This is a genomic window from Castellaniella sp. WN, from assembly GCF_054457555.1.
On record NZ_JBTKZC010000001.1, the window covers coordinates 511,685 to 536,861 of the forward strand.

A 25,177-nucleotide genomic window follows, 5' to 3' on the forward strand; every position below is an offset into this window, starting at 1 on the left:
GTCGGATCCGGGCGCCTCGCAGGGCATGGGATGAAGGGCTGACGGTCCGTCCGATTCGGCCGGCGTGCCGCCGCGTCCGTCGAGCCGCAGTCGTGCCGCCGCGTCCGGGGAGGGGCGGGAATACCCGTCCCGGGGACGCTATAATCGATCTTTGTGCGGAGTTCATCCATGCGTCTGATCAAGAAAGCCCTGACCTTCGACGACGTCCTCCTGGTCCCGGCCTTTTCCCAGGTCCTGCCGCGCGATACGCGCCTCACCACGCAGCTGACCCGGGGCATCCAGCTCAATATCCCGCTCGTGTCCGCCGCCATGGATACCGTGACCGAGTCGCGTCTGGCCATCGCCATGGCTCAGGAAGGCGGCATCGGCATCGTACACAAGAACCTCAGCGCCGACGAGCAGGCGCGCGAAGTCGCGCGCGTCAAGCGCCACGAATTCGGCATCGTGATCGATCCGGTCACCGTCACTCCCACGATGAAGGTGCGCGACGCCATCGCGCTGCAGCGCCAGCACGGCATCTCCGGCCTGCCGGTCGTCGAGGGCGGCAAGCTGGTGGGCATCGTCACCAATCGCGATCTGCGCTTCGAGGACCGCCTGGAGGTGTCACTGCGCGAAGTCATGACGCCGCAGGAGCGCCTGGTCACCCTGACCGAGGGCGCCACCCTGGAAGAAGCCCAGGCCCTGATGCACCGCCACCGCCTGGAGCGCGTGCTGATCGTCAATGACAAGTTCCAGCTGCGCGGCCTGGCCACGGTCAAGGACATCGTCAAGAATACCGAGCATCCCCTGGCCAGCAAGGACGCCCAGGGCCAGTTGCGCGTCGGCGCCGCCGTCGGCGTGGGCGAGGGCACGGACGAACGCGTGGAAAAACTCGCCGCCGCCGGCGTGGACGTGATCGTGGTCGATACCGCCCACGGCCACTCGGCCGGCGTGATCGACCGCGTACGCTGGGTCAAGAAGCACTATCCCAACATCCAGGTCGTCGGCGGCAACATAGCCACCGCCGCAGCCGCGCGCGCGCTGGTCGAGGCCGGCGCCGACGCGGTCAAGGTCGGTATCGGCCCGGGCTCCATCTGCACCACCCGCGTCGTGGCCGGCGTGGGCGTACCGCAGATCACCGCGATCGCCGACGTGGCACAGGCCCTGGAAGGCACCGGCGTGCCCCTGATCGCCGACGGTGGCATCCGCTATTCCGGCGACGTTTCCAAGGCCCTGGCCGCGGGCGCGTCCACCTGCATGATGGGTGGCATGTTCGCGGGTACCGAAGAAGCGCCCGGCGAAGTCGTGCTGTTCCAGGGGCGCTCGTACAAGTCCTATCGCGGCATGGGCAGCCTGGGCGCCATGGCGGACGGCTCCGCCGACCGCTACTTCCAGGATCCCAACAACAACGTCGACAAGCTGGTGCCCGAGGGCATCGAGGCTCGCGTGCCCTACAAGGGCAGTGTCATCGCCATCATCTACCAGCTGGTGGGCGGTATCCGGGCCTCCATGGGCTACTGCGGCTGCGCCACGATCGCGAACTTGCATGCCCAGGCCGAATTCGTGGAAATTACGGCCGCCGGGGTCCGCGAATCGCACGTCCACGACGTGCAGATCACCAAGGAAGCCCCCAACTACAGGGCGGACTGAGCGGGTGGCGACCAGCGATCCGATCCTCGGTGCGGCGGACCCGGCTGCCGCACGCATCGGCGACGAGTTGGCGCAGGCCATGCGGACCTGGCGCCGGGACTTCCACCGACATCCTGAACTGGGCCACCAGGAACACCGCACGGCGGCCCGTATCGCCGAACTGCTGCGTGCCCGGGGTATCGCCGTGCACGAAGGCTACGGCGGCACCACTGGCGTCATCGGGGTTCTGGACGGTCGCCAGGGGACGGGGCCGACCCTGGGCCTGCGCGCCGACATGGATGCGCTGCCCATGCCGGACGCGGGTGCGCACGATCATCGTTCGATCCACGACGGGGTCGCGCATGCCTGCGGCCACGACGGCCACACCGCCATCCTGCTGGGCGCCGCCAGCCATCTGGCGGCGAACCCCGATTTCGCCGGCCGCGTCGTCTTCATCTTCCAGCCTGCCGAGGAACCCCTGACGGGTGCCCGGGCCCTGGTCGAAGCAGGTCTGTTCAGCGACTTTCCTTGTGACGAGGTCTACGGCCTGCATAACAACAACTGCATCGGTTCGGGACAGGTCGGCGTGCGCACCGGCGCCATCCTGTCGGCCTGCGACCTGTTCGAGATCCACATCCGCGGGGTGGGCGGCCACGCCGCCATGCCGCACCAGGCCAACGATCCCATCGTGGCCGGCGCGGCGCTGGTGCAGTCCCTGCAGTCCGTCGTCAGTCGCAACGTCAGCCCCTTCGACACGGCCGTACTCAGCATCTGCCAGTTCCAGGCCGGCAGCGCCATCAACGTCATCGCCGACCACGCCGTGCTGCGCGGCACCGTGCGCACCCTGTCGCGCGAGGCGCAATCCCGCGTGCTGGGCCGCTTGCGCGATCTCTGCGAAGGCGCGGCGCGCGGCTACGGCTGCGAAGTTGAATTCCGCCACCTGCTCAGCTCCCCGCCCACAGTCAACCAGGCCGGGCCGGTGGAATACGTCAAGCGCGCGGCGACCGCCGTGCTGGGAGCCGACCGGGTCGTGGACCCCGTCACGCCGCTCATGGCGTCCGAGGACTTCGCCTACCTGCTGGATCGTTGCCCGGGCGCGTACTTTTTCCTGGGCCACGACGGCCTGACCTGCCATCATCCCGAATTCGACTTCGACGATGCTCTGCTGGAGCGGGGCGCGGCGATCTTCGCCACCCTGGTCTACCAGCGACTGGCGGGCTGAGGGCGCGCGGAAAGCCGCTCATCGCCGTTCTTCCGGCCGGACGGCCGGGGCACGCAACCGCAGGATGGGAACGACGCCCGCCAGCAGGCCCAGCGCACCCAGCACCAGGGCGAATTCCAGCGAAGCGTCGAACCAGGCGTGCGTCAGGCTGAAGAAGATCGGACCGATCAGCTGTCCCAGGGCAAACGAGGCCGTCATCGCCGCCATCTGGCGCTTGGCGCCGTCCTGGCCGACGGCGGCCTGTGCTTCCTGCAGGCCGACCATCGTGATCACCATGAAAGTGCTGCCCACGCAGCAGGCGGCCAGCAGGATCGCCGGCAGCGCATGCCATACGGCGGGCGCCAGCACGCCCGCCGCCATCACCACCTGGGCGCCGGCCCAGATCTGCGGCCGGGTGTAGCGGCGCGCCAGGCGGCTGGCCATTACCGTGGACACTGCACCCGCCAGGCCGAAGGCCGGCCAGGCCAGGCTGAACAGCCAGGGATTCGGCACCAGCAGCCGTGCCTGGGCAGGGAGGAATGTGGCCGGCAGGATGTAGCCGAAGCCGTAGACCCCGTAGCACAGGATCAGGCCCCAGTGCAGGGACGGGACGGCTTCGGCCGTCGCGGCCCGGACCTGCTGCCCGGCGGGATCCGCCGGAGCGGCCGGGGCCAATTCCGTATCCGCCGCGTTTTGTTCAGCGGTCCGCGCGGCGGCGCCCGCGTCCGTCGTCCGCCACAGCATCGACGCGCTCGCCAGACCGGCCAGCGCCGCCGCCGCCAGCCAGAGCCAGGCTTGCGAGGCTGTCGCTCCCGCCAGGGTCAGGCCCATGCAGGCCAGTCCCGCGAATGCGATGCCGCAGCCCACGCCCGCGAACACGACTCCGCTGCGTTCCGTCTGTCCCGATGCATTCAGGCGCGCGATGCATAGGGCGGATGTGCCGATCAGCACCCAGGCGCTGGCCACCCCGGCCAGCAGCCGCCACGCCAGCCAGCCCAGCCAGTAGCCGTCCAGCCCCATCGCCGCCGTCATCAGCACCACCAGCCACAGGCCGCGCCGCAGCAGGGCCGCGGGCGGCCAGTTCATGTGCGTGACCAGCAGCGCGCCCAGCAGATAACCCAGGTAGTTCGCGCTGGCCAGCCAACTGCCCTGGGCCAGGCTCATCCCCAGGTCGGCCTGCATCATCGGCAGGACGGGCGTGAACGCGAAGCGGCCGATGCCCATGGCCACGGCCAAGGCCAACAGTCCCGCCAGGGGCAGGGGAATACGAGAAGGACGGGATGCCATGTCGGGTCGTCTCCTTGAAGCCTCTACTGTAACCGGCGCTGCCGCGCCGGGACACCCGGGGCGTTTTGGTGGCGTGTATCGGGGGTTCGTTTCATAACGACGACGCCGACAATCGCCGCCATGCATCGTTGCAAATCCTCGCGATAGCAATGGCTATCGCTGCGGTTTGCACTTGGTCTGGCAACGATTTCGACATCTTTTTATACTCATCGAGCCTCCGATACACGTCACTGGGTTACATTAACGCCTTGAATAGCCCTCCCTCCGCCCATCCATCATGCACCACCAGCGCATCCTCATCCTGGACTACGGCTCCCAGGTCACCCAACTCATCGCCCGCCGCGTGCGCGACACTGGCGTCTATTGCGAGATCCATCCGGGCGACGTGGACGACGACTTCATCCGTGGCCAGCAGGCGCAGGGCCTGAAGGGCATCATCCTGTCGGGCAGCCATGCTTCCGCCTACGCTGAGGAATCTCTGAAAGTCCCCGCCGCCGTCTTCCAGACCGGCGTGCCAGTGCTTGGCATCTGCTACGGCATGCAGTCCATGGCGCTGCAGCTGGGCGGCCAGGTCGAATTCTCCGATCATCGAGAATTCGGCTATGCCGAAGTCCGTGCTCATGGCCACACCCGTCTGCTGACCGGTCTGCAGGATTTCGAGACCCCCGAAGGCCACGGCATGCTCAAGGTCTGGATGAGCCACGGCGACCGCGTCACGGCCTTGCCGCCGGGCTTCAAGCGCATGGCCTCCACGCCCTCGTGCGAAATCGCGGGCATGGCCGACGAGGAACGCGGCTTCTACGCCGTCCAGTTCCACCCCGAAGTCACCCATACCGTCCAGGGCCAGGCCATCCTGGAACGCTTCGTCACTGAAATCTGCGGCTGCTCGCGTGACTGGAACATGCCCGACTACGTGGCCGAGGCCGTCGCCCGCATCCGCGAGCAGGTCGGCTCCGACGAAGTCATCCTGGGCCTGTCCGGCGGCGTGGATTCTTCCGTCGCCGCCGCCCTGATCCACAAGGCCATCGGCGACCAGCTCACCTGCGTCTTCGTCGACCATGGCCTGCTGCGCCTGGACGAGGCCGGGCAGGTCATGGACACCATGGCCCGGAACCTGGGCATCCGCGTCATCCACGTCGACGCCAGCGAACAGTTCCTGAGCAAGCTGGCCGGCGTCGCCGACCCCGAGGCCAAGCGCAAGATCATCGGCCGCGAATTCGTCGAAGTCTTCCAGGCCGAGGCCGGCAAGCTCAAGTCCGCCCGTTGGCTGGCCCAGGGCACCATCTATCCCGATGTCATCGAATCAGCGGCCTCCAAGACCGGCAAGGCCGTCGCCATCAAGTCCCACCACAACGTCGGCGGCCTGCCCGAGACCCTGAACCTGAAGCTGCTGGAGCCCCTGCGCGAACTATTCAAGGACGAAGTCCGCCACCTGGGCCTGGCCCTGGGCTTGCCGCCCGAAATGGTATTCCGCCACCCGTTCCCGGGCCCCGGCCTGGGCGTGCGCATCCTGGGCGAGGTCAAGCGCGAATACGCCGACCTGCTGCGTCGCGCCGACGACATCTTCATCACCGAACTGCGCAACACCATCGAACCCGAGTCCGGCAAGTCCTGGTACGACCTGACGTCCCAGGCCTTCACCGTGTTCCTGCCGGTCAAGTCGGTGGGTGTGATGGGCGACGGCCGTACCTACGACTATGTCGTGGCCCTGCGTGCTGTGCAGACCACCGACTTCATGACGGCGGACTGGGCGGAACTGCCTTATTCGCTGCTGAAGCGCGTGTCGTCGCGGATCATCAATGAGGTGCGCGGGATCAACCGGGTCACGTACGACGTGTCGAGCAAGCCGCCGGCGACGATCGAGTGGGAGTGATTGGGCATCTGGCACCGGCTGGCACCTGGTAGCACGAGAACACACCTAAGCCCGCGTCATTGCGGGCTTTTTTGTGATTTCATTCGGCACTGGCTGGCAATCTTTGGTATCGCCAAGCACCGTTTTTTCATGGCATGATGAATGGCATTGAATGCTTCGATGCCATGAGGTGCCATCGATACCATGTAGCTACCCTTCTAGCGATCATGGTATTGATCTGACGTAGTGCAATGATTTCATTGTGTTTTTACGCCAGGATTGGGCTGATTTTAGATCATGGTATTCGAGCCGAACCAGGGCGGGAACCATGCTGACCGATACCAAGCTGCGCAACCTCAAGCCGAGGGACAAGCTCTACAAGGAAAACGACCGCGACGGCCTCTATGTGGCCGTCACACCCGCCGGAGCGATCTCATTCCGCTACAACTACTCAATCCACGGCCGGCAGGAGACCATCACTTTCGGCCGTTACGGCGTTGGAGGCATCAGCCTGGCGGAAGCCCGCGAGCGGCTGGGCGAGGCCAAGAAGATGATCGCGGCCGGGAAGTCGCCAGCCAAGGAGAAGGCGCGGGACAAGGCCCGTGTCAAGGACGCGGAGACGTTCGGGGCTTGGGCGGAAAAGTGGCTGCGCGGCTACCAGATGGCCGATTCCACCCGCGACATGCGCCGCTCAGTCTACGAGCGCGAGCTGAAGCCGAAATTCGGCAATCAGAAGCTGGTGGAGATTACCCACGAGGACTTGCGGGCGCTGACCGATGCCATCGTGGAGCGAGGCGCACCGGCAACCGCGGTGCATGCCCGCGAAGTGGTTTTGCAGGTCTATCGTTGGGCCATCGAGCGCGGCCAGAAGGTTGAGAACCCGGCAGAGCTGGTGCGCCCGACGAGCATTGCCAAGTTCGAGCCGCGCGACCGTGCGCTGACTCCGGATGAAATCGGCTTGATGTACCAGTACATGGAGCGCATCGGTACGACGCCATCCATCCGGGCGGCGGCCAAGCTGTTGTTGCTGACGATGGTGCGTAAGAGCGAGCTGACCAATGCGACCTGGAGCGAGATCAATTTCAGTGATGCGCTTTGGACGATCCCGAAGGAGCGGATGAAGCGGCGCAATCCGCACCTGGTGTTCCTGTCCCGGCAGGCGCTGGACATCTTCATTGCCCTGAAAACGTTCGCGGGTGGATCGGACTACGTGCTTCCATCGCGGTATGACTCGGACTTGCCCATGAGCAGCGCCACGCTCAACCAGGTGCTGACGCTGACGTATCGGCTGGCGCAGAAGGAAGGGAAGTCACTCGCCAAGTTCGGCCCACATGACTTGCGGCGAACGGCCAGCACGTTCCTGTTCTTCGGCTTCTTCCTTTGGCTGCTGCGCCACGGCCCGGCTTATGCCGGCTCGATCATTCAATCACTGCGCCAGCTCGGGGAACAGGCTTCCGGCGTGTCCTCGGTGACACCCTCGGGCATCGTGGATGTGGGGTTCCTGATCTTGAAACAGGCGTTTGCCAACCTGTCGGCCTTCTCGCCTGTCGATAGCGTCATTGGCGTGGCCTTGAGCCTCGGCATCCTGATCCTGCTGACCGTTGTTGCCGTGAATATGTTGCTGCTGCTCGTGTCGAGCTGGATTTTGATGTACGCGGGCATCTTCTTCCTCGGCTTCGGCGGCTCGCGTTGGACGTCCGACATGGCGATCAACTACTACAAGACCGTGTTGGGCGTGGCCGTGCAGATCATGACGATGGTGCTCCTGGTGGGCATCGGGAACGACCTGCTTACCGGCTTCTACGCCAGGATGAACACCGGCACGCTGAACTTTGAAGAGCTGGGCGTGATGCTGGTTTTCTGCGTGGCATTGCTCATGCTGGTCAATCGCGTGCCCCCTCTTCTCGCCGGCATCATCACCGGCTCGGGTATCGGCGGCGCGGGTGGCATCGGCAACTTCAGCGCGGGTGCTGCCATCGGTGCGGCTATGGGCGCGGCGAGCATGGCCGCCGGTGCGGCAAGCGTGGCCGGTGCGGCCGTGATGGGTGGTGCAGCCTCGGCCGCCGGCGGCATGTCAGCAATCAAAGCAGCGTTCGAGAAAGCAGGGTCTAGCGCCGGCGGTGAATCGGGCGGAATGCCCATGCTCGGCGGCGGTGATTGTCAACCTATCTGTCGCATTTTCTGAGTGACTCAAGCCGCCCGCTTGAGGTCTGAATTTCGCTTGGCACAGGACGCGTGACCCTTCTGCGGGTTGAGGAAGACCTCGTCGACTCTTGTCCAGTTGCGGGTCCTGCCGCTCCAGCGCTCCGGGTGCTTTTCGCGGGCCGCCCGATAGAGGGCATGGCGCCGTTCGAGCAGGCCGCGATCGCGCCCACAGTGACGCTGCTCAGGCGTCACGAAGCCGATAGCGCTGTGCCGGTGCTCGGTGTTGTACCAGCGCACGAACTCACCGACCCAGGCCCGGGCAGCCAGCAGACCGGTGAAGGGCTTGCGAGGGTAGCGGGGGCGGTACTTCAGAGTCCTGAACAAGGACTCTGAGTACGGGTTGTCATTGCTCACCGCTGGCCTGCTGAACGATGGCGCCACACCCAGCTCCCGTAGTGTCGCCAGCATGGTGGCGCCCTTCATCGGGGAGCCATTGTCGCTGTGTAACACCACCTGCCCTGGGAGGATGCCCTCGCGGCGGCAGATATCGCGCATCAGCTCACTGGCACGGGCGCTGTCCTCGGTGTCATAGACCTGCCAGCCCACGATGTGACGGCTGAACAGGTCAAGAAACAGGTACAGGTAGTAGTACTGGCCCCGCACGGTGGCGGGCAGATAGGTGATGTCCCAGCTGAAGAGCTGCCCTGGCGCAGTAGCCGTCAGCGCCCGAGGCCGATGCACCGGGCCAGGCGTGCGATCAGGCGTGCGATGCACCAGTTGCCCGGCGGTACGCATCAGCCTGTAGATCGTCGATTCACTGGCCAGATAGACCCCCGTATCCGCCAGGCGTGGCACGATCTGAGAAGCGGGCAGGTGGCCGTACTCGCTGCTGTTGACCACCCGCAGGATGCGATCACGCTCGGCATCGCTCAGGCGGTTGCAGGGCCGCTGTACCCGCGTGGGGCGCCCATCGCCTTGCTCCGGGGCCCGCCGCCAACGTTGCAGTGTGCGTGCGCTCAGATTGATTGCTTCACAGGCGCGTGCCTGTCGAGCACCAGCCGTGACCGCCTCAGTAATCAATGCCATGATCTGTCGGCGCTGTGTCAGTGAGGTCATTTGTCCTCGTCCTCCCACAGCGCCTGGTATTTTTTTTGCAGTACCAGCAGGGCTGCCGCCTCCGATAACGCCTTGTCCTTGCGGGCCAAATCACGGCGCACGCCAACCAGTTCCTCTTTGAGCCGACGCAGCTCCTGGATATCGGCTGCGGGCTTGTTCCCCGACTGTTCGAGCTCATGCTTCCAGGCCGTGAGCTGATGGGCGAAGATGCCCCGTTCCCGGCACCAGGCGTTGCGCGCCTCTTCGGCCAGAGAATGGGTCTCAAGCAGGGCCTGCAGCCGCTGTGCGGATGTCCACCGACTGGCGGGGGCCTCTTCTGAGGATTGCCTGCGCAAATGAGCCATCTTCGGATTGCGAATCCAGTTCTTCAGCGTATGGACCGACATGTTCAACTCCTGGGCCATGTCAGCCACCGTGCGCGTGCCGCGCTGCAGGGTCTTGCGGATCGCCTCCTCTTTGAAGGCCGTGCTGTAGGTCGTCAAATTCATCTAATCGTTCCAAATCCGATGCGACAACTAGTCTGACACAGGGGGGCGGTGGCTCCGACTCGGGCAGTGATGCAGGCTCGTTTGCACAAGCTGCTGGCTTTGGTGGCGGGTCAAGCTCAGGTGCGGGCACCACTACACCACTTGCACAGGCCGCCGGTTTCGGCAGCAGCTCGGGCAGCGGTGCCAGCGGCTCGGGTGGTGGCAATGGGCAGCAGTCCGGTAAATCGGGTGGAGATTCCAGCTCGAAGGGTGGCGATGAAGCCGGCAGCAAGAAAGCCCAGCAAGGCGGCCAGCAGGCCGCACCAGGCAGCACCGGCCCCGGCTTGTTGGCCTCGGCCGCATCGGCGCTTGGCACGGCGGGCCGCGTGACGGCCGACGCCGGCGCGAACCTGATGCAAGGCGTCGGCGAGGTTGCGAAGGCCAAGGCTGCCAGCATCCGCGATGCCGCTGTCGAACGTATCGCCGACACCACCGGCGGGAGGATCGCGGCGGCTATCAGAGCGAGTGCGGAGAAAGACCAGGCCACCGCCGAGTCGGTGCCGACATTCGGCGACAACAACCTGGCAGGGGCCGATTCGCATGATGAAGTGGCCGCGTTCGCCAACCGCGAGCACGGTAAATCGGAGGCGTGACTATGAAGCGTAGTGGCTTTTTCGACTGCCTGGCGTTCGACCAGGTGCAGCGTCAGGCGGTGGAGTGTGAGCGGCCTGGCGATCAATCAACCGAGCTTGATGCAGCGGCGGAAGTTTCGGCCTTTGTTGATCGCTCTGCTCCGTCTGCCATCGAGGCCACCAGGCCGGCGGCCAGGTCATCGAGCAACAGCTACAGCGGCAGCAACAGGAACACGCCGCTGGCAGAAGCTGCCGGCTTCTACAGCAGCGGCCAGCGGTAAAGCGCGCCGGCCGGCGTGGGGCCGGCCGACACTTCCACAACCCACCTACTACAGAGGTGAATCATGGCAACCTTGAATCCTACCAATGCAATCGCAACCCAGGCAGTTCATCATGCGGCCGCGCAGCTCGCGGCCCTGGACTGGATCGACCAAGAGGCGGCGCGGCAACTCTCGCCAATGGCCGAGGCCGTCGCCAATATGTTCATGGTGCTGTACTACCAAGCTGAGACAGGACAGGCCACGCGGGACGATTTTCGCCAGGCTCTGGATGCGGTGCGGCAGTCACTCATCGCGTAGGCTCTCGCACCAGGAACAGCAAGGGCGGCCGATGGCCGCCCTTGTCGTTTTCGGGCCTGCATCGCCGGAAGCGACGATGCGCGCCAGCGTGCTCGAGCATCGCCAGATCGAGCGATGACGGCCGCCCTGCACCTTTCCCTTGGCGTGGATCTCGCATCGTCATTTCCGGCGATGAGATCCACCTGCAGCACCGCCAGAAATAGCGATGCTGGCCAGCTTCGCTATTTGATGCCGTGCATGGCCCGCGCACGTGCCGCAACTTCGCGGGCGTGCTCGATATAGGCCGGGTCGGCAGTAGCTTCGGCGTCGACCAGGAGCGCGGCCACGGCTTCGGCCGTGGTCAGCGTCTCGGCTGGGTCGTAGGGCGCCAGCAGCTCGCGGCCCACGGCCGGCGCATCCAGCCATTCCCGTTCCTGCGGTGTCAGCTCGGCCGAAGGGTCGCATTGGGCCACCAGCTCATCGAGCGTGTAGCGCACCCGGTCAGGCGAGACGGCGCGGGCCGGGTCGGCCTTCAATGCGTCATGGGCCGGGCCGGCTTTCTCATGCAGCCAGTTTTCCAGGTTATCCGGCGTGTCGTCCCCCTGTGTCAGACTAGTTGTCGCATCGGATTTGGAACGATTAGATGAATTTGACGACCTACAGCACGGCCTTCAAAGAGGAGGCGATCCGCAAGACCCTGCAGCGCGGCACGCGCACGGTGGCTGACATGGCCCAGGAGTTGAACATGTCGGTCCATACGCTGAAGAACTGGATTCGCAATCCGAAGATGGCTCATTTGCGCAGGCAATCCTCAGAAGAGGCCCCCGCCAGTCGGTGGACATCCGCACAGCGGCTGCAGGCCCTGCTTGAGACCCATTCTCTGGCCGAAGAGGCGCGCAACGCCTGGTGCCGGGAACGGGGCATCTTCGCCCATCAGCTCACGGCCTGGAAGCATGAGCTCGAACAGTCGGGGAACAAGCCCGCAGCCGATATCCAGGAGCTGCGTCGGCTCAAAGAGGAACTGGTTGGCGTGCGCCGTGATTTGGCCCGCAAGGACAAGGCGTTATCGGAGGCGGCAGCCCTGCTGGTACTGCAAAAAAAATACCAGGCGCTGTGGGAGGACGAGGACAAATGACCTCACTGACACAGCGCCGACAGATCATGGCATTGATTACTGAGGCGGTCACGGCTGGTGCTCGACAGGCACGCGCCTGTGAAGCAATCAATCTGAGCGCACGCACACTGCAACGTTGGCGGCGGGCCCCGGAGCAAGGCGATGGGCGCCCCACGCGGGTACAGCGGCCCTGCAACCGCCTGAGCGATGCCGAGCGTGATCGCATCCTGCGGGTGGTCAACAGCAGCGAGTACGGCCACCTGCCCGCTTCTCAGATCGTGCCACGCCTGGCGGATACGGGGGTCTATCTGGCCAGTGAATCGACGATCTACAGGCTGATGCGTACCGCCGGGCAACTGGTGCATCGCACGCCTGATCGCACGCCTGGCCCGGTGCATCGGCCTCGGGCGCTGACGGCTACTGCGCCAGGGCAGCTCTTCAGCTGGGACATCACCTATCTGCCCGCCACCGTGCGGGGCCAGTACTACTACCTGTACCTGTTTCTTGACCTGTTCAGCCGTCACATCGTGGGCTGGCAGGTCTATGACACCGAGGACAGCGCCCGTGCCAGTGAGCTGATGCGCGATATCTGCCGCCGCGAGGGCATCCTCCCAGGGCAGGTGGTGTTACACAGCGACAATGGCTCCCCGATGAAGGGCGCCACCATGCTGGCGACACTACGGGAGCTGGGTGTGGCGCCATCGTTCAGCAGGCCAGCGGTGAGCAATGACAACCCGTACTCAGAGTCCTTGTTCAGGACTCTGAAGTACCGCCCCCGCTACCCTCGCAAGCCCTTCACCGGTCTGCTGGCTGCCCGGGCCTGGGTCGGTGAGTTCGTGCGCTGGTACAACACCGAGCACCGGCACAGCGCTATCGGCTTCGTGACGCCTGAGCAGCGTCACTGTGGGCGCGATCGCGGCCTGCTCGAACGGCGCCATGCCCTCTATCGGGCGGCCCGCGAAAAGCACCCGGAGCGCTGGAGCGGCAGGACCCGCAACTGGACAAGAGTCGACGAGGTCTTCCTCAACCCGCAGAAGGGTCACGCGTCCTGTGCCAAGCGAAATTCAGACCTCAAGCGGGCGGCTTGAGTCACTCAGAAAATGCGACAGATAGGTTGACAATCACCGTCGTCGGCTTTCAGATCGGCCAGCAGCTCATCGACCGAGCCGAGCCGCCCGGCAACGCGGCCGGCGCGGCTGTCTGCAATCGCCTCCTCGGTTTCTTTCTTGCCCATGTTCAACCTCGTTCGTACCAGCCCTTCGAGCGATTCACCACACGCACGACCAGGAGCATCACCGGCACTTCGACCAGGACGCCGACCACGGTTGCCAGGGTCGCGCCGGAGTGCAGGCCGAACAAGCTGATGGCGGCCGCTACGGCCAGCTCGAAGAAGTTGCTAGCGCCGATCAAGGCCGAGGGACACGCGATGTTGTGCTTTTCCCCAACTCGCTTGTTCAGCCAGTAAGCCAGCCCGGAATTGAAGAATACTTGAATCAGGATCGGCACGGCCAACATGGCGATCACCAGCGGCTGCCGGATGATGGCTTCGCCCTGGAAGGCGAACAGCAGAACCAGCGTCAGCAGCAGCGCGATCATCGACCACGGCCCGATTTTTTGCATGGCCCGGTCAAAGGCGGCCTGCCCTTGCTTGAGCAGGTGCCGCCGCCAGAGCTGCGCCAGAATCACCGGCACGACAATGTAGAGCACGACCGAAATCAACAGCGTGTCCCAGGGCACCGAGATCGAGGACATGCCCAAGAGCAGCCCGACAACAGGCGCGAAGGCCACGATCATGATGGCGTCGTTCAAGGCGACTTGCGAGAGCGTGAAAAGCGGGTCGCCATTGGTAAGACGGCTCCACACGAACACCATTGCCGTGCAGGGTGCGGCGGCCAGCAAGATCAGGCCCGCGATGTAGCTGTCCAGTTGATCGGGCGGCAGGAAGGGGGCGAACACATGCCGGATGAACAGCCACCCCAGCAGGGCCATCGAGAAGGGTTTGACGGCCCAATTCACGAACAGCGTGACGCCGATACCGCGCCAATGCTCTTTGACCTGGTGCAGCGCCCCGAAGTCGATCTTGACCAGCATCGGGACGATCATCACCCAAATCAGCAGGCCCACCGGCAAATTGACCTGGGCCACTTCCATGCGGCCGATGGCCTGGAACACGTCAGGAAGGCCCTGGCCGAGCGCAACGCCGGCGACGATGCACAGGGCCACCCACAGCGTCAGGTAACGCTCGAAGCCGCTCATCGGGGCTTGGCGCGGCTTCGCGGCGACGGCCTGCGCACCGGCGCTCATGCTTCTTGCTCGGTCTTGCCGATGTTCCACAGCTCGCGCTTGATGGCTGTCTGGTCGAGCATCGTCAGCGGCAGATTCACGAACAGGCGGACGCGGTTCATCATGTGCCGGAAGGTCTGATCGAACACCCGGCGCTTCTGGTCGTCGGTGCCTTCCACTGCGGCCGGGTCTTCAAATCCCCAATGCGCCGAGATCGGTTGACCAGGCCACACCGGGCACATTTCACCGGCGGCGTTGTCGCAGACGGTGATGATGAAGTCCATCTTCGGCGCGTCGGGCGTGGCGAACTCGTCCCAGCTTTTGCTACGCAGGTTTTCGGTCGGGTACTTGACCGACTGCGCCTTTTCGATGGCAAAGGGATTGACCTTGCCGGTCGGGTGGCTGCCGGCGCTGTAGGCGCGGAAGCGGCCCTGCCCCATCGTGTTGATGAGGGCTTCGGCCATGATGCTGCGCGCTGAATTGCCGGTGCAGAGGATGAGGACGTTGTAGGTTCTTTCGGTCATGGGTGGCTCCAATCAGCAGCACGTCGAGGCTTTCGGGGCCACGGTGGAAGTGAGTTGTTGAACAGGGCTACAGCAGCTCGTGGCCGTCGCTTCGGTAGCGGCGCGGCCGTGCTCGCCGTAGGTCGGGATGGTGTCGAGGGTGTGGAACGCTTCCCAGGCGATGCCGCTGGGATCGAGGCTCCAATGCTTGTCCGACTTGGCATAGCAGCAGTTGCTATCCGGCTGCGCCAGGTGCGGCAGGTCGGCCGCTTTCAGGCGTTGGCCCAGCTCGGCCAGCTCGTCGGCGTTCTCGGCCTGGATGCCAAGATGGTCGAGGCCCTTGGCCTGGCCGCGTTCAGAAATGGCGAAGTTCACGCGGGGATCGTCCAGCATCCACTTGGCGTAATCGGTCTTGGTGACGGCCGGCTCGGCCGCGAACAGGGCCGAGTAGAAGCGGATGCTGTCCGCCAGGTTTTCGACTGACACATGCACGTGCAGGCGTTTCATGATGACCTCTCTTCGGTGGTGGCACAGGCCGGGTTGCAGATAGGCATGCAGGGGCTACCCCCGCAGCAGTTCTCAGTGAGGAACGCCACCAGGTCGGCGGCGGTCGAGAAATTCGCCTCGTAGATCACGAAGCGGCCTTCCTGCCGCGACGTGACCATGCCGGCGTGGGCCAGCTCTTTCAGGTGAAAGGACAGCGAGGACGGCGGGATGCCGGCCGCTTCGCTGATCTTTCCGGCGGCCATGCCGGCAGGGCCGGCCTGGATGAGCAGCCGGAACACCGCGAGGCGCGATTCTTGGGCGAGGGCCGCCAGGGCGGCTACAGCGTTTGACGTTTCCATGTTTCAATAATAGTCGAAATAAAGAATGGTGTCTCTATCAGCTCACTAGACCTGGATGGTTGAGCTAGGCGCTTATAGATCGCAGTTTCACAAATGAGCCAGCCGGCTTAAGATAGGGTCATTTGAGTATGCCCAAAGGAGCCAGCCAGTATGAGCAGGACGAAGCCAGTAGCCGCGCCGATGGTGGCGCGGGTCTATCTGCGCGTCAGCACCGACGCGCAGGACTTGGAACGCCAAGAGGCGATCATTACGGCCGCGAAGGCCGCCGGCTACTACGTCGCCGGCATCTACCGTGAGAAGGCATCCGGCGCACGCGCCGACCGGCCCGAGCTGCTGCGCATGATCGGCGACCTACAGCCCGGCGAGGTGGTTATTGCCGAGAAGATCGACCGCATCAGCCGCCTACCTTTGCCCGAGGCCGAGCGCCTGGTGGCCTCGATACAGGCCAAAGGCGCACGCCTGGCCGTCCCTGGCGTGGTCGATCTATCCGACCTGGCGGCCGAGGCTCAGGGCGTCGCCAAGATCGTGCTGGAAGCCGTGCAGACCATGCTTTTGCGCCTGGCCTTGCAGATGGCCCGCGACGACTACGAGGACAGGCGCGAACGCCAGCGCCAAGGCATTGAGTTGGCCCGCCAGGCCGGGCGCTACAAGGGCCGCCGTGCTGATCCGAAGCGCCGCGCCCAGGTTGTCGCGCTGCGCAAGTCCGGCCACAGCATCAACAAGACCGCCGAGCTGGCCGGGTGCAGTGCGGCCCAGGTGAAACGGATATGGGCCGAGGTCAGCCAGGCCGAAGCGAAGCAGCACGGCGCGTTCGTGGAGGACGCATTGACGGAAGCCGATGCCCTGGCCGCTGTCGGCCAGGATGAACGCCAGGAGGAAAGGGCATGACGAAGCCGCACCAAGACGACGAGCCGTTTTTCATCACCGAGGAAATTGCGGCCGAAATGATCGCCGGCGGCTACGAGTTCGAGCTGCCGCCCATTCCTTGCACCCTCCGCCTACGCGACGTGCTGGAGCGCATGACCGATGCCGAGCTAGCATTGGAGCCGGGCGAGATCGCCGACCAAGAGCGTGAACGCCGCCGGCGCAAGCCGTCTTCAACCTCATGAACCGGTCATGGTATTTTTCGTGGCACTGAGCCTGACAGTTACTGCAAGTTGTTGTCAATAAAGGATTTTATGCGCCTGTTTACAATCGAGTGGGAGTGAAATCGGGTCCTTCGGGGACTATCGCCAGCTATCGAAAAATAGTCGTAACGTGTTGATTTATAAATAATTACGTTACGACGTCTATCGGTAGCTATCGCCAGCAAGCGGAACAAGTTGGCGGTAAAGGTGACGGTAGATCCCAAGGGCCGGATTAAGACCCTGCCGTTTACTATTCGGACCAAACCGGTCTTTGACGGTAAAACACTCATAAGGAAAGCTTGTTTCATGCAGCTTTCCGGGCATCAGCAGGTCTCCTGACCCCTGACGGTAAAAGCCGTCACGAACAGGAGGAAAAACCTCGATGCTTACCGACACTGCACTACGCAATCTCAAGCCTAAGTCCAAGCCCTACAAGGCTTCCGACCGCGATGGCATGTACGTAACGGTATCGACCACCGGTACCGTCATCTTTGTCGCGCTGCACACTTGTGCGGCAGGGTCGAAGTTCGTCCTGCCGTCACGTTACGACGCTGACCGCTGCATGTCCAAGGCGACGCTCAACCGCGTGACCCAGATCGTGGCGGAGCGCGCCAAGGCCGCCGGTTTGCCGTTGGAGCCTTTCACTGTGCATGACCTGCGTCGCACAGGCTCGACGCTGCTCAACGAGGTCGGTTTCAATGGCGACTGGATCGGGAAGTGCCTCGCCCACGAGGACGGCCGTTCCTCGCGTTCGATCTACAACAAAGCCGAGTACGCCGAGCAACGGCGCCACATGCTGCAAGAGTGGGCGGATATGGTGGATGCCTGGATCGACGGGCGCACCCATGTGCCGAAGCTGCTTTCGGAGAACGTGGTGGTTCCCGTCCTCAGCGCGGCCTTGTGAAGGGAGAACGGCATGATCGTTCTCTCTGAGCGAGCCGCCGGTGCACGGCGTGCGGTTTATTGTTGTCGTAAAAAGATCACTATTAGTGATCATTTATTCCATCCACCAAACCTTCAGGTCTTGGCAGGAGTTTATAAAAGCTGTATTTTGAGCACTATGGGTGATCAAAACACAGGAAAACTGAACCTGCTGCTAGCCGAACTTGGCGACACACGTCTGATATCGAGTCGCTGGCTGCGGGCACACGGCTACTCCAACAGCCTCGTCGCACGCTACGTGAGCAGTGGTTGGCTGGTGTCGCCTGTACGCGGCGTCTACATGCGCAAGGGCGGCCACCTGCAGTGGGAAGGCGTGGTTCGCAGCTTGCAGGTTGGGGAGGGGATGCCGCTGCATGTCGGCGGCCGCTTCGCACTCAGCCTGCAGGGGCACGAGCACTATTTGCGTCTGGGCGACGCCGGAACAATCACCCTGTATGGGCCGGGGCGGTCACCGGGTTGGCTCGGCAAGCTGCCGTTGGAGCAGCGTTTCGAGTTCCTGGGCAAAGGCGCATTCGATCTGCCCCCCTTGTCGTTCGCATCGGAGGTGCCCGAGAAGACGCTGTCCGAGCAAGGGCTGACCTGGCATCAGGCTGCGCCGGGCACCGATGCCTTGGTCTGCTCCACGCCCGAGCGGGCAATGCTGGAACTGTGCGATGGTGTCGCGGGCGCAACGTTGGTCTACGAGGTCGATGCGCTAATGCAGGCCATGACGACGCTGCGGCCCCAGCGGGTCAGCCTGCTGTTGCGCCACTGTCACAGCATCAAGGCCAAACGGGTGTTCTTGGCGCTGGCCGAGCGCCATCGGCATGCGTGGCTGTCGCACGTGTCACTGGAGGGTGTCGATCTGGGCAGGGGAAAACGCGCACTGGTGCCTGGTGGCCGCCTGCATCCGACGTACCAGATCACTTTGCCGGGAGACCTTGATGAGCACTTGGCTTGACCATTGGGATCGGCGCTACACCGACCGGGTACGGCTGCTGGTCGAGATTCTGCCGATGCTGGCACAGGAGCCGCGCTTCGCGCTCAAGGGCGGCACGGCAATCAACCTGTTCGAGCACGACCTGCCACGCTTGTCGGTGGACATTGATCTGGCTTGGTTGCCGGTGAATGACTATGTATCCATGCAGGTTGCATCAGCGCACCTCGAAGCGCACTGCGCAAACCTTTATTAGCTGAATTTCAGATATTTGACGTATAACTGTTTTCCAGATATATTTCATTTATCTGAATTTCAGGTAAATGTTATGCCGTCGACGTCACATCCTCTGGTCACTGCCGGCCAGCTCGGGGCGATGCTGCAAGCCTCGCGCAAGGCACTGGGGCTGACCCAGTCGGTGCTGGCCAGCCGTATCGGCCTAAGCCAGTCGCGGGTCTCCCATTTGGAACTCAATGCCCACGAACTGAGCGTGGAGCAGCTTCTGGCATGGTGCGCAGCGTTGGACCTGGAATTGGCCGTTGGGACCCGGGGCAGCGCCGCGGTGTCGTCAACACCGATCACGGATTGGTGACATGGGACGTCGATCGCACAGCCGCAGCCTGTCCGTCTGGACCAACGGTGTCCGCGTGGGGCGGTGGACGATTCCCGCCCGCGGCGAGATGGAACTGCAGTACGACGCGGATTGGCTTGCTGCCGATATGGGCCGACCGCTGTCCTTGTCGCTGCCGTTCAATCTGCAGAACCTGCCGGTCAAGGGCGAGAAGGTTGCCAACTATTTCGACAACCTGCTGCCGGACAGCGACGCGATCCGCCGCCGCGTGGCCGAGCGCTTCAGGACGGGTTCGACCGAGCCGTTCGACTTGCTGAAGGCTATCGGGCGCGATTGCGTGGGCGCCGTCCAGATCCTGGATGAGGAGGAGGTGCCCACCGACTTCGATCGAATCGAAGGCGTGCCCCTGGCCGAGGAGGATATCGAGCGGCACCTGATCGAAACCGTGTCGCCGCAGGCCTTCGCTGCGGGCCGAGACCCGGATGCGGACTTCCGCATCTCGCTGGCCGGTGCGCAGGAGAAGACCGCCTTCCTGTGGTGGAGCGGGCAATGGCTGGCGCCGCGTGGCGCCACGCCGACGAGCCACATCTTCAAGCTTCCGCTCGGCCTGATGGGCGGGCGGCGGGCGGACTTCAGCACGTCCGTCGACAACGAATGGCTGTGCTTGCGGCTGCTGAAAGCCTATGGATTGCCCGTGGCTGACGCCCGCATCGCGACCTTCGGCCGGCAGCGTGTGCTGGTGGTGGAGCGTTTCGACCGGCGCGTCGCACCCAATGGGCAGTGGCTCATGCGTCTGCCACAGGAAGACTTTTGCCAGGTTGAGGGCTGCTCGCCATTGCGCAAGTACGAGAACGAGGACGGTCCAGGGCTCAAGGCCTTGTTCGGTACGCTGCGGCAATCGGTGAACGCCGAGGCCGACATGAAGACGTTGATGGCGGCGCAGGTGCTGTTCTGGTTGCTGCGAGCGCCCGACGGCCATGCCAAGAACTTCAGCATCCAGCTTCTGGCACGCGGTCGTTTCCAGTTGACCCCGCTGTATGACGTGATGTCGGTCTACCCGGTGCTGGGCGAAGGTCCCAGCCAGTGGTCGCCGTATGAAATTAAGCTGGCGATGGCCTTGCTCGGCAAGAACCGGCACTACGAGATGCAAGGTGTCCAGCGCAGGCACTTCAACAGCACGGCGCAGAAAGTTGGCTACGCATCGACCGCCGAGCCGATCATCGAAGAACTTCTTGCCCGTACACCAGCGGCCATTGCCGAAGTGCAAGCCGAATTGCCACAGGACTTCTCACCGCGTGTCCGCGATGCCATCCTGGGCGGGCTTGAGCAGGCGGCCAGAACACTCGGTGGGATGCCGCCGTAAGCAGGCGAAGAGCAGGGCGTTCCAGGGCAAGTTCGAGCGCGCTAGGATGCATCCTGATCGACGATAAGGCCGAAAGTGTCGACGCCGCGCAAATCGCTCCATCTCCCGCGCCAGCAAAAGATGAGCTTTTTTGACGGTAAATGCCGACGGTAAAACTTACGACGATTACCGCAAATCCCTTTAATCACGCGGGCTTACGAGTCCCGTTGATGATGGAGTGGGGCTGACGCGGTCAGCAGAACGCGATAAAATGCATGAAATTTTAGTGAGAAATTAGACGTGCTTGCAGCTGCTCTATCTGCCGTTGAACCCCTCCGAGGGGCCGCGGCTCATCTTGCGGATGAATTGCAAGCCGGTCGTGTCTATCGGCGCGAGGACCTGGCACGTCTGTCCACCGCAGTGGATAGGCATCTCCGTGAGCTGGTAGCCACAGGAAAGCTGAAAAAACTTGCTCAGGGCCTCTACCACGCGCCGAAGCAGTCCAGCTTTGGCCCGCTGCCACCAACTGATGACCAAGTGGTGGGGGGCTTTCTTCGTGACAAGGACTTTTTGGTGTTTTCACCCTCGGCCTACAACGCCGTGGGTCTTGGTGCCACTCAGCTCTATAACCGCACGCTGGTATACAACCACAAGCGCCATGGTGTTTTCCAACTTGGCAACCGGCAGTTCGATTTTCGAATGAAGCCGCGCTTCCCGAAGAAGCTGACCCCCGAGTTTCTGTATGTCGATCTGCTAAACAACCTTGAAGAGTTGGCCGAGGATCGTGATGCCGTTTTGCGCCAAGCACGCAGCAAGCTGTCCTCGTTCGACTCAGTCCGGCTGCAGCGGGCCGCAGACAGTTTTGGCAATGTGGCGACGCGCAAGCGCCTGCGGGAGTGGAAAGACGGGACGCAGTCAAGACTTCGCGTTGGAGTACCGCAAGACGCAAGCGCTGTATTACCAGGGGCAGCCAGATTTTGATGCGCTGGTGGCTCGGATTCATCAATACATCAACGTAATGTGAGACGCGCCGTGCATGAATAAATTCAGTGAAGTCTCGCCAGTTCATCTCGTTTCGGCTATCCCGACCACGGACGTAGCGTATTTCATTGAAGATCTTGCGCGACGCTGCAATGTGATTTATGTCCCCACCGCGATGGATAGTTGGGCATATGTCTTCGGTCGGAAAAAATAACTAAGCAAGGGGGTTCCATGCGTTTCAGGATCATCGCAGCCTTTTGCGTTTTTGTCGGCGTCGTCTGCCTTGGGCTGTTCGCCCTCCTTGGCAGTTCCGTCGCGCCCGATGGCCACCTACAGGAGCCTTTCGCACTGTTGCCGCTGGGCTGGACGTTCATCCTGTTCGGCGGGCTGGGGCTGGTCATCAGCCTGGTCCGTTGCGCGCTCCATAAACCTAAGACAAGGCCTACCCCATGAACAGATCATGCCTTTCGTTTTCCCTGGCCCTGCTGCTGGCGACGTCTGTGATGCCCGCGCATGCGAAGCAACGCACCTCCCTCCGCTCGCCAGCGCCGGGCGTGTTGTGCGACCGTTATACATGTGCCAACGGCACGGACGGCGTTTCGCATGAACTGACCGAAAAGTATCTCGGCAAGAAAGCCGCGACCAGGCTGTATTCGCAAGGCGACTTCGATCCGACCGAGTTCACCTTTGCCAATGGCATTTTCTGCGACGTCAAAGAGCGGTTGTGCCGTGAGAATCGGTATTACGGCGAAGGTGGCAAACGCAGCGGAGTTATTTCAAAAAAATACACGAAGCTACTCTTTGGCATATAGCGGCGATGAAAAATCGACCGCGCGACGCGGCATGACCGCCTCTGCGGCGGATGCCGATCCAGACTGCTTGGCGCTGGAGTTCACTCACAAAGCGACGACTTTGCAGGTGCGCCGGTACACCGTGCCCCAGGCCAATCCAGCCAAGGCCGCTATCAGCGATCCCGCCAGCACTCCCAATTTGGCCGCGCCCAGCAGGGCTTCACTGTCGAATGCGAGCATGGCGATGAAAATGGACATGGTGAAGCCCACACCCGCCAGCAGGCCGACGAGGACAATGCCGCCCCAGGTCACGCCGGGCGGCAACCGGCAGGCACCCAGCCGCACCATGAGCCAGCTTATGCCGACCACACCCAGCGGCTTGCCGAGTATCAGCGCCAGGGCGACGCCGCTCATCACCCCTTGCGGGTCGGAGGCGGACAGGTCGATGCCGCCCATGCTCACGCCCGCGTTGGCCAGAGCGAACAGGGGCATGATCCCGAACGCCACCCAAGGGTGCAGCGCCGTCTGCACGCGCACCACGGGCGGCAGCAGTTCGCGCTGGGCCAGCCGCAATTGCCTAAGCGGCACGGCCAGGTGGTGCGTGTCCTTGGCATCGCCATGGTCGCGCAGCTTTTGCGTCGCGTGTGCCACCATGTCCAGCGGGCGCTCGCGCATGGGCAGCGGCAGCACGGGCGTCAACATGCCGAGCGCCACGCCGGCCAGCGTCGGGTGCGCGCCAGTCATCAACAGGCCGATCCAGACGATGGCACCGGGCAGCACGTAGGCGAAGGCGGAGCCGATTCCCATGCGCTGCAAGCCCAGTACAGCGAGGATGCCTGTCGCGGCGACGAGAAAGCCCGACAGGTCCAGACCGCCCGAGTAGAACAATGCGATGATGAGCACCGCGATGATGTCGTCGATGATGGCCAGCGCCAGCAGAAAGACGCGCACGTTGCCCGGAATGCTCCGGCCCAGGAGTGCGAGCACGCCCACGGCGAAAGCAATATCGGTCGCTGTGGGTACGGCCCAGCCCTGAAGGCGTGACGGATCGGTGTTCAAGGCTGCGTAGATCAGTGCGGGCACGGCCACGCCGCCCAGTGCCGCCATGATCGGCAGGCTGGCCTGGCGCAGATTGCTCAAGGCGCCTTCGTGGATTTCGCGGCGGATTTCCATGCCCACGACCAGGAAGAACACGGTCATCAAGCCATCGTTGATGATGAAGTGCAGCGACTGCGAGAACGTGAAACTGCCGATACCGATCGTCACCGGTAGATGCCAGAGCGTGTGATAGCTGTGGGCGAACGGCGAATTGGCCCAGATCAGCGCCACGGCAGCGGCTATCAGCAGCACGATGCCGCTGGCGGCTTCGATGTGCAGGAAACGTTCGAGGGTGGCGAAGGCGCGTTCGGCCAGGAACCGGGCGCGTGGCAGATCCTGCTGCAGGGTGTGGCGAGGCATGGTCGTCGGAACTCCGCGTGGCGGCCCGACCGACGCATGAACCTGTCCCGCTGCAACATGCAACTGACACCCGACCGATATTTTACAGGACGGCATCGAGCAGTTCGACGATGCTGAACTGATGCCCGCTTGGCGCGGGGCGGCCCCGGCCGCCTGGGGATGGCCCGACCGCACGGCTCCACCCCAGCGCCATGCCCATCTGGGGGCTGCTGGCCGGCCCCGGCAGAAACTGGCACAAGGCGACCAGATCGGAATGACTGCGGTCATTCAGCCGCGCATTGCCTCCCCGGATGGCATCGAGAGGTCAGTGCGGCTTCTTTTCGTCGGGGCGCAAGGTCAGCACCCGCACGCCATGGTCGGTGACGGCCACGGTGTGCTCGAACTGAGCGGACAGCCGGCCATCGCGTGTGACGACCGTCCAGCCGTCGGCTTCCGTTCGGACGGCTCGTCTGCCTTGGTTCACCATGGGCTCGATGGTGAACACCATGCCTTCGCGCAATACCACGCCGGTTCGCGGCTTGCCCCAATGCAGCACCTGGGGCTCCTCGTGCATTTCGCGCCCGATGCCGTGCCCGCAGTATTCCCTGACGATCGAATAGCCGTTCCTGCGTGCGTGCCGCTCGATGGCATGCCCCACGTCGCCGAGCGTGGCGCCGGGGCGGACAGCCTGGATGCCTTTCCACATCGCTTTGTAGGCGGTTTGCACAAGCTGCCTGGCCGATGGCGGCACCGCGCCCACCAGATAGGTCTTGCTGGAGTCGGCGATGTAGCCGTTCTTCTCCAGTGTGATGTCGAAGTTGACGATGTCCCCGTCCTGCAGGATGTCCACCGTGGACGGGACACCGTGGCAGACCACGGCGTTGCGGGAGGAGTTGAGCGCGTAGGCATACCCGTATTGCCCTTTGCTTGCCGGGCGCGCGTCGAACTCGTTGACGATCAGGTCATCGACCAGATCGTTGACCTGCATGGTGGACATGCCGATCAGGTTCAAGCGATCCAGGTGGCCGAACACCTGTGCCAGCAGCCTGCCTGACTCTGCCAGCAATGCGATTTCTTCTGGCCGTTTGGTCATGCCGGGGCCACCTTGACGGCCTGGACCGCAACGCCCGCGGCCCGCAGTTCGCCGGTGGTGATCTCGTTGAAGCTCGAGGTCGGGTTCATTTCACACAGCATGCCGATCCTGATCCAGAAGGCCGCCTGCGCGTTGATCGACCGGCACGACACGACGCTTGCCTTGCGCAGTTGATCGTGCAGGTCGTCATCGATGTTCACAATGCCCATGAGTTTTGATTTATATGAAACATATATGAATCATACGTTCTTCCGGATGAGGGTGCAAGCAAACTTCCAATGAGGCCAGAGGCGGGGAGTCGGGAGGCTCCGCTCGCATGTTGCCGATGCCATACCGGGAGGCTTGAGCAGACCGCGAAAGCGCTGGG

Annotated in this window: 25 protein-coding genes and 4 pseudogenes; 18 read left to right on the plus strand and 11 right to left on the minus strand. The window is 63.5% G+C overall.

Annotated elements, in window-relative coordinates; genetic code table 11:
• The first annotated feature begins 168 nt into the window (after positions 1-168).
• On the plus strand, positions 169-1,629 hold the full coding sequence (gene guaB / locus ACTPOE_RS02320; protein ID WP_458870583.1) for an IMP dehydrogenase: 1,461 nt from the start codon (positions 169-171) through the stop codon (positions 1,627-1,629).
• A gap of 4 nt (positions 1,630-1,633) precedes the next feature.
• Positions 1,634-2,830 carry a M20 aminoacylase family protein gene (locus ACTPOE_RS02325; protein ID WP_458870584.1) on the plus strand — a complete coding sequence of 399 codons (1,197 nt, stop codon included), beginning with the start codon at positions 1,634-1,636 and terminating at the stop codon, positions 2,828-2,830.
• A gap of 18 nt (positions 2,831-2,848) precedes the next feature.
• Here ACTPOE_RS02325 and ACTPOE_RS02330 read toward each other — a convergent pair whose 3' ends face one another.
• Positions 2,849-4,096 carry a YbfB/YjiJ family MFS transporter gene (locus tag ACTPOE_RS02330; protein WP_458870585.1) on the minus strand — a complete coding sequence of 416 codons (1,248 nt, stop codon included), beginning with the start codon at positions 4,094-4,096 and terminating at the stop codon, positions 2,849-2,851.
• Between the two features lie 277 nt (positions 4,097-4,373).
• On the opposite strand from ACTPOE_RS02330, the gene guaA reads away from it, so the two are divergent.
• Entirely contained in the window at positions 4,374-5,969 is a 1,596-nt protein-coding gene (guaA, locus tag ACTPOE_RS02335) for a glutamine-hydrolyzing GMP synthase (RefSeq protein WP_458870586.1), read from the plus strand.
• Positions 5,970-6,276: 307 nt separating this feature from the next.
• Positions 6,277-8,133 (plus strand): P-type conjugative transfer protein TrbL, encoded by a 1,857-nt coding sequence (gene trbL, locus ACTPOE_RS02340; protein WP_458870587.1) that lies wholly within the window; start codon positions 6,277-6,279, stop codon positions 8,131-8,133.
• 5 nt (positions 8,134-8,138) lie between these two features.
• Here the strand turns inward: trbL and ACTPOE_RS02345 are convergent.
• Positions 8,139-9,697, minus strand: a pseudogene (locus ACTPOE_RS02345) (IS3 family transposase).
• A gap of 365 nt (positions 9,698-10,062) precedes the next feature.
• Here ACTPOE_RS02345 and ACTPOE_RS02350 point away from each other — a divergent pair.
• The 3 genes from ACTPOE_RS02350 to ACTPOE_RS02360 all read left to right on the plus strand — a co-directional run bounded on the left by ACTPOE_RS02350 (position 10,063) and on the right by ACTPOE_RS02360 (position 10,886).
• Positions 10,063-10,329, plus strand: coding sequence for a hypothetical protein (locus ACTPOE_RS02350; protein WP_458870588.1), 267 nt, complete (start codon positions 10,063-10,065; stop codon positions 10,327-10,329).
• A gap of 2 nt (positions 10,330-10,331) precedes the next feature.
• Positions 10,332-10,589 carry a hypothetical protein gene (locus ACTPOE_RS02355; protein WP_458870589.1) on the plus strand — a complete coding sequence of 86 codons (258 nt, stop codon included), beginning with the start codon at positions 10,332-10,334 and terminating at the stop codon, positions 10,587-10,589.
• A 63-nt stretch (positions 10,590-10,652) separates the two neighbouring features.
• Entirely contained in the window at positions 10,653-10,886 is a 234-nt protein-coding gene (locus ACTPOE_RS02360) for a type I toxin-antitoxin system ptaRNA1 family toxin (protein ID WP_458870590.1), read from the plus strand.
• 221 nt (positions 10,887-11,107) lie between these two features.
• Here the strand turns inward: ACTPOE_RS02360 and ACTPOE_RS02365 are convergent, their stop codons facing one another.
• A complete protein-coding gene (locus ACTPOE_RS02365) occupies positions 11,108-11,401 on the minus strand; it encodes a transcriptional regulator (RefSeq protein ID WP_458870591.1) in 294 nt (97 codons plus the stop codon).
• A 107-nt stretch (positions 11,402-11,508) separates the two neighbouring features.
• On the opposite strand from ACTPOE_RS02365, the pseudogene ACTPOE_RS02370 reads away from it, so the two are divergent.
• A pseudogene (locus tag ACTPOE_RS02370) lies at positions 11,509-13,067 on the plus strand (IS3 family transposase).
• Positions 13,068-13,072: 5 nt separating this feature from the next.
• On the opposite strand, the gene ACTPOE_RS02375 reads toward ACTPOE_RS02370, so the two are convergent.
• Genes ACTPOE_RS02375 through ACTPOE_RS02395 form a run of 5 tightly spaced genes read right to left on the minus strand, consistent with a single transcriptional unit; the run spans position 13,073 to position 15,610 of the window.
• Positions 13,073-13,213, minus strand: coding sequence for a hypothetical protein (locus ACTPOE_RS02375; protein ID WP_458870592.1), 141 nt, complete (start codon positions 13,211-13,213; stop codon positions 13,073-13,075).
• Positions 13,214-13,215: 2 nt separating this feature from the next.
• Positions 13,216-14,283 (minus strand): ACR3 family arsenite efflux transporter, encoded by a 1,068-nt coding sequence (gene arsB / locus ACTPOE_RS02380; RefSeq protein ID WP_458870593.1) that lies wholly within the window; start codon positions 14,281-14,283, stop codon positions 13,216-13,218.
• Positions 14,280-14,786 carry an arsenate reductase ArsC gene (locus ACTPOE_RS02385; protein ID WP_458870594.1) on the minus strand — a complete coding sequence of 169 codons (507 nt, stop codon included), beginning with the start codon at positions 14,784-14,786 and terminating at the stop codon, positions 14,280-14,282. Before ACTPOE_RS02385 ends, arsB begins: the two co-directional genes overlap by 4 nt.
• A 12-nt stretch (positions 14,787-14,798) precedes the next feature.
• Entirely contained in the window at positions 14,799-15,272 is a 474-nt protein-coding gene (locus ACTPOE_RS02390) for an ArsI/CadI family heavy metal resistance metalloenzyme (RefSeq protein ID WP_458870595.1), read from the minus strand.
• Positions 15,269-15,610, minus strand: a complete 342-nt coding sequence (locus tag ACTPOE_RS02395; protein ID WP_458870596.1) for an ArsR/SmtB family transcription factor — start codon at positions 15,608-15,610, stop codon at positions 15,269-15,271. Before ACTPOE_RS02395 ends, ACTPOE_RS02390 begins: the two co-directional genes overlap by 4 nt.
• Positions 15,611-15,760: 150 nt before the next feature.
• On the opposite strand from ACTPOE_RS02395, the gene ACTPOE_RS02400 reads away from it, so the two are divergent.
• The 10 genes and pseudogenes from ACTPOE_RS02400 to ACTPOE_RS02445 all read left to right on the plus strand — a co-directional run bounded on the left by ACTPOE_RS02400 (position 15,761) and on the right by ACTPOE_RS02445 (position 22,301).
• Positions 15,761-16,498, plus strand: coding sequence for a recombinase family protein (locus tag ACTPOE_RS02400; protein WP_335928524.1), 738 nt, complete (start codon positions 15,761-15,763; stop codon positions 16,496-16,498).
• Positions 16,495-16,719, plus strand: coding sequence for a hypothetical protein (locus ACTPOE_RS02405; protein WP_458870597.1), 225 nt, complete (start codon positions 16,495-16,497; stop codon positions 16,717-16,719). Before ACTPOE_RS02400 ends, ACTPOE_RS02405 begins: the two co-directional genes overlap by 4 nt.
• Before the next feature lie 502 nt (positions 16,720-17,221).
• A pseudogene (locus tag ACTPOE_RS02410) lies at positions 17,222-17,641 on the plus strand (tyrosine-type recombinase/integrase); the annotation flags it as partial.
• Between the two features lie 156 nt (positions 17,642-17,797).
• The gene (locus tag ACTPOE_RS02415; protein ID WP_458872734.1) at positions 17,798-18,619 is read left to right on the plus strand and encodes a type IV toxin-antitoxin system AbiEi family antitoxin domain-containing protein; all 822 of its coding nucleotides are present in this window, start codon (positions 17,798-17,800) and stop codon (positions 18,617-18,619) included.
• Positions 18,603-18,794 (plus strand): annotated as a pseudogene (locus tag ACTPOE_RS02420) (nucleotidyl transferase AbiEii/AbiGii toxin family protein); the annotation flags it as partial. The gene ACTPOE_RS02415 and the pseudogene ACTPOE_RS02420, both read left to right, overlap by 17 nt.
• 129 nt (positions 18,795-18,923) lie before the next feature.
• The gene (locus tag ACTPOE_RS02425) at positions 18,924-19,187 is read left to right on the plus strand and encodes a helix-turn-helix domain-containing protein (protein ID WP_458870598.1); all 264 of its coding nucleotides are present in this window, start codon (positions 18,924-18,926) and stop codon (positions 19,185-19,187) included.
• 1 nt (position 19,188) lies between these two features.
• Entirely contained in the window at positions 19,189-20,529 is a 1,341-nt protein-coding gene (locus tag ACTPOE_RS02430) for a type II toxin-antitoxin system HipA family toxin (protein WP_458870599.1), read from the plus strand.
• A gap of 345 nt (positions 20,530-20,874) precedes the next feature.
• Positions 20,875-21,489, plus strand: coding sequence for a hypothetical protein (locus tag ACTPOE_RS02435; RefSeq protein ID WP_458870601.1), 615 nt, complete (start codon positions 20,875-20,877; stop codon positions 21,487-21,489).
• Between the two features lie 231 nt (positions 21,490-21,720).
• The gene (locus tag ACTPOE_RS02440) at positions 21,721-21,942 is read left to right on the plus strand and encodes a DUF3955 domain-containing protein (protein WP_458870602.1); all 222 of its coding nucleotides are present in this window, start codon (positions 21,721-21,723) and stop codon (positions 21,940-21,942) included.
• On the plus strand, positions 21,939-22,301 hold the full coding sequence (locus ACTPOE_RS02445; RefSeq protein WP_458870604.1) for a YcgJ family protein: 363 nt from the start codon (positions 21,939-21,941) through the stop codon (positions 22,299-22,301). Before ACTPOE_RS02440 ends, ACTPOE_RS02445 begins: the two co-directional genes overlap by 4 nt.
• A gap of 84 nt (positions 22,302-22,385) precedes the next feature.
• Here the strand turns inward: ACTPOE_RS02445 and nhaA are convergent, their stop codons facing one another.
• From nhaA to ACTPOE_RS02460, 3 genes are all read right to left on the minus strand, one after another.
• Entirely contained in the window at positions 22,386-23,738 is a 1,353-nt protein-coding gene (gene nhaA / locus ACTPOE_RS02450) for a Na+/H+ antiporter NhaA (RefSeq protein WP_458870605.1), read from the minus strand.
• Positions 23,739-24,042: 304 nt separating this feature from the next.
• A complete protein-coding gene (map, locus tag ACTPOE_RS02455) occupies positions 24,043-24,810 on the minus strand; it encodes a type I methionyl aminopeptidase (protein ID WP_458870606.1) in 768 nt (255 codons plus the stop codon).
• Complete coding sequence (locus ACTPOE_RS02460) at positions 24,807-25,019, minus strand: ParD-like family protein (protein ID WP_458870607.1); 213 nt, start codon at positions 25,017-25,019, stop codon at positions 24,807-24,809. The genes map and ACTPOE_RS02460 overlap by 4 nt, the downstream gene beginning before the upstream one ends.
• Positions 25,020-25,177 lie beyond the last annotated feature (158 nt).

Excerpts from the sequence above, each read along its gene's own strand:
- guaB (WP_458870583.1), top strand. The coding sequence starts at position 169 with ATGCGTCTGATCAAGAAAGCCCTGACCTTCGACGACGTCCTCCTGGTC.
- ACTPOE_RS02330 (WP_458870585.1), bottom strand. The coding sequence starts at position 4,096 with ATGGCATCCCGTCCTTCTCGTATTCCCCTGCCCCTGGCGGGACTGTTG.
- guaA (WP_458870586.1), top strand. The coding sequence starts at position 4,374 with ATGCACCACCAGCGCATCCTCATCCTGGACTACGGCTCCCAGGTCACC.
- trbL (WP_458870587.1), top strand. The coding sequence starts at position 6,277 with ATGCTGACCGATACCAAGCTGCGCAACCTCAAGCCGAGGGACAAGCTC.
- ACTPOE_RS02355 (WP_458870589.1), top strand. The coding sequence starts at position 10,332 with ATGAAGCGTAGTGGCTTTTTCGACTGCCTGGCGTTCGACCAGGTGCAG.
- ACTPOE_RS02360 (WP_458870590.1), top strand. The coding sequence starts at position 10,653 with ATGGCAACCTTGAATCCTACCAATGCAATCGCAACCCAGGCAGTTCAT.
- ACTPOE_RS02375 (WP_458870592.1), bottom strand. The coding sequence starts at position 13,213 with ATGGGCAAGAAAGAAACCGAGGAGGCGATTGCAGACAGCCGCGCCGGC.
- arsB (WP_458870593.1), bottom strand. The coding sequence starts at position 14,283 with ATGAGCGCCGGTGCGCAGGCCGTCGCCGCGAAGCCGCGCCAAGCCCCG.
- ACTPOE_RS02385 (WP_458870594.1), bottom strand. The coding sequence starts at position 14,786 with ATGACCGAAAGAACCTACAACGTCCTCATCCTCTGCACCGGCAATTCA.
- ACTPOE_RS02390 (WP_458870595.1), bottom strand. The coding sequence starts at position 15,272 with ATGAAACGCCTGCACGTGCATGTGTCAGTCGAAAACCTGGCGGACAGC.
- ACTPOE_RS02395 (WP_458870596.1), bottom strand. The coding sequence starts at position 15,610 with ATGGAAACGTCAAACGCTGTAGCCGCCCTGGCGGCCCTCGCCCAAGAA.
- ACTPOE_RS02400 (WP_335928524.1), top strand. The coding sequence starts at position 15,761 with ATGAGCAGGACGAAGCCAGTAGCCGCGCCGATGGTGGCGCGGGTCTAT.
- ACTPOE_RS02405 (WP_458870597.1), top strand. The coding sequence starts at position 16,495 with ATGACGAAGCCGCACCAAGACGACGAGCCGTTTTTCATCACCGAGGAA.
- ACTPOE_RS02415 (WP_458872734.1), top strand. The coding sequence starts at position 17,798 with ATGGGTGATCAAAACACAGGAAAACTGAACCTGCTGCTAGCCGAACTT.
- ACTPOE_RS02425 (WP_458870598.1), top strand. The coding sequence starts at position 18,924 with ATGCCGTCGACGTCACATCCTCTGGTCACTGCCGGCCAGCTCGGGGCG.
- ACTPOE_RS02430 (WP_458870599.1), top strand. The coding sequence starts at position 19,189 with ATGGGACGTCGATCGCACAGCCGCAGCCTGTCCGTCTGGACCAACGGT.
- ACTPOE_RS02440 (WP_458870602.1), top strand. The coding sequence starts at position 21,721 with ATGCGTTTCAGGATCATCGCAGCCTTTTGCGTTTTTGTCGGCGTCGTC.
- ACTPOE_RS02445 (WP_458870604.1), top strand. The coding sequence starts at position 21,939 with ATGAACAGATCATGCCTTTCGTTTTCCCTGGCCCTGCTGCTGGCGACG.
- nhaA (WP_458870605.1), bottom strand. The coding sequence starts at position 23,738 with ATGCCTCGCCACACCCTGCAGCAGGATCTGCCACGCGCCCGGTTCCTG.
- map (WP_458870606.1), bottom strand. The coding sequence starts at position 24,810 with ATGACCAAACGGCCAGAAGAAATCGCATTGCTGGCAGAGTCAGGCAGG.
- ACTPOE_RS02460 (WP_458870607.1), bottom strand. The coding sequence starts at position 25,019 with ATGGGCATTGTGAACATCGATGACGACCTGCACGATCAACTGCGCAAG.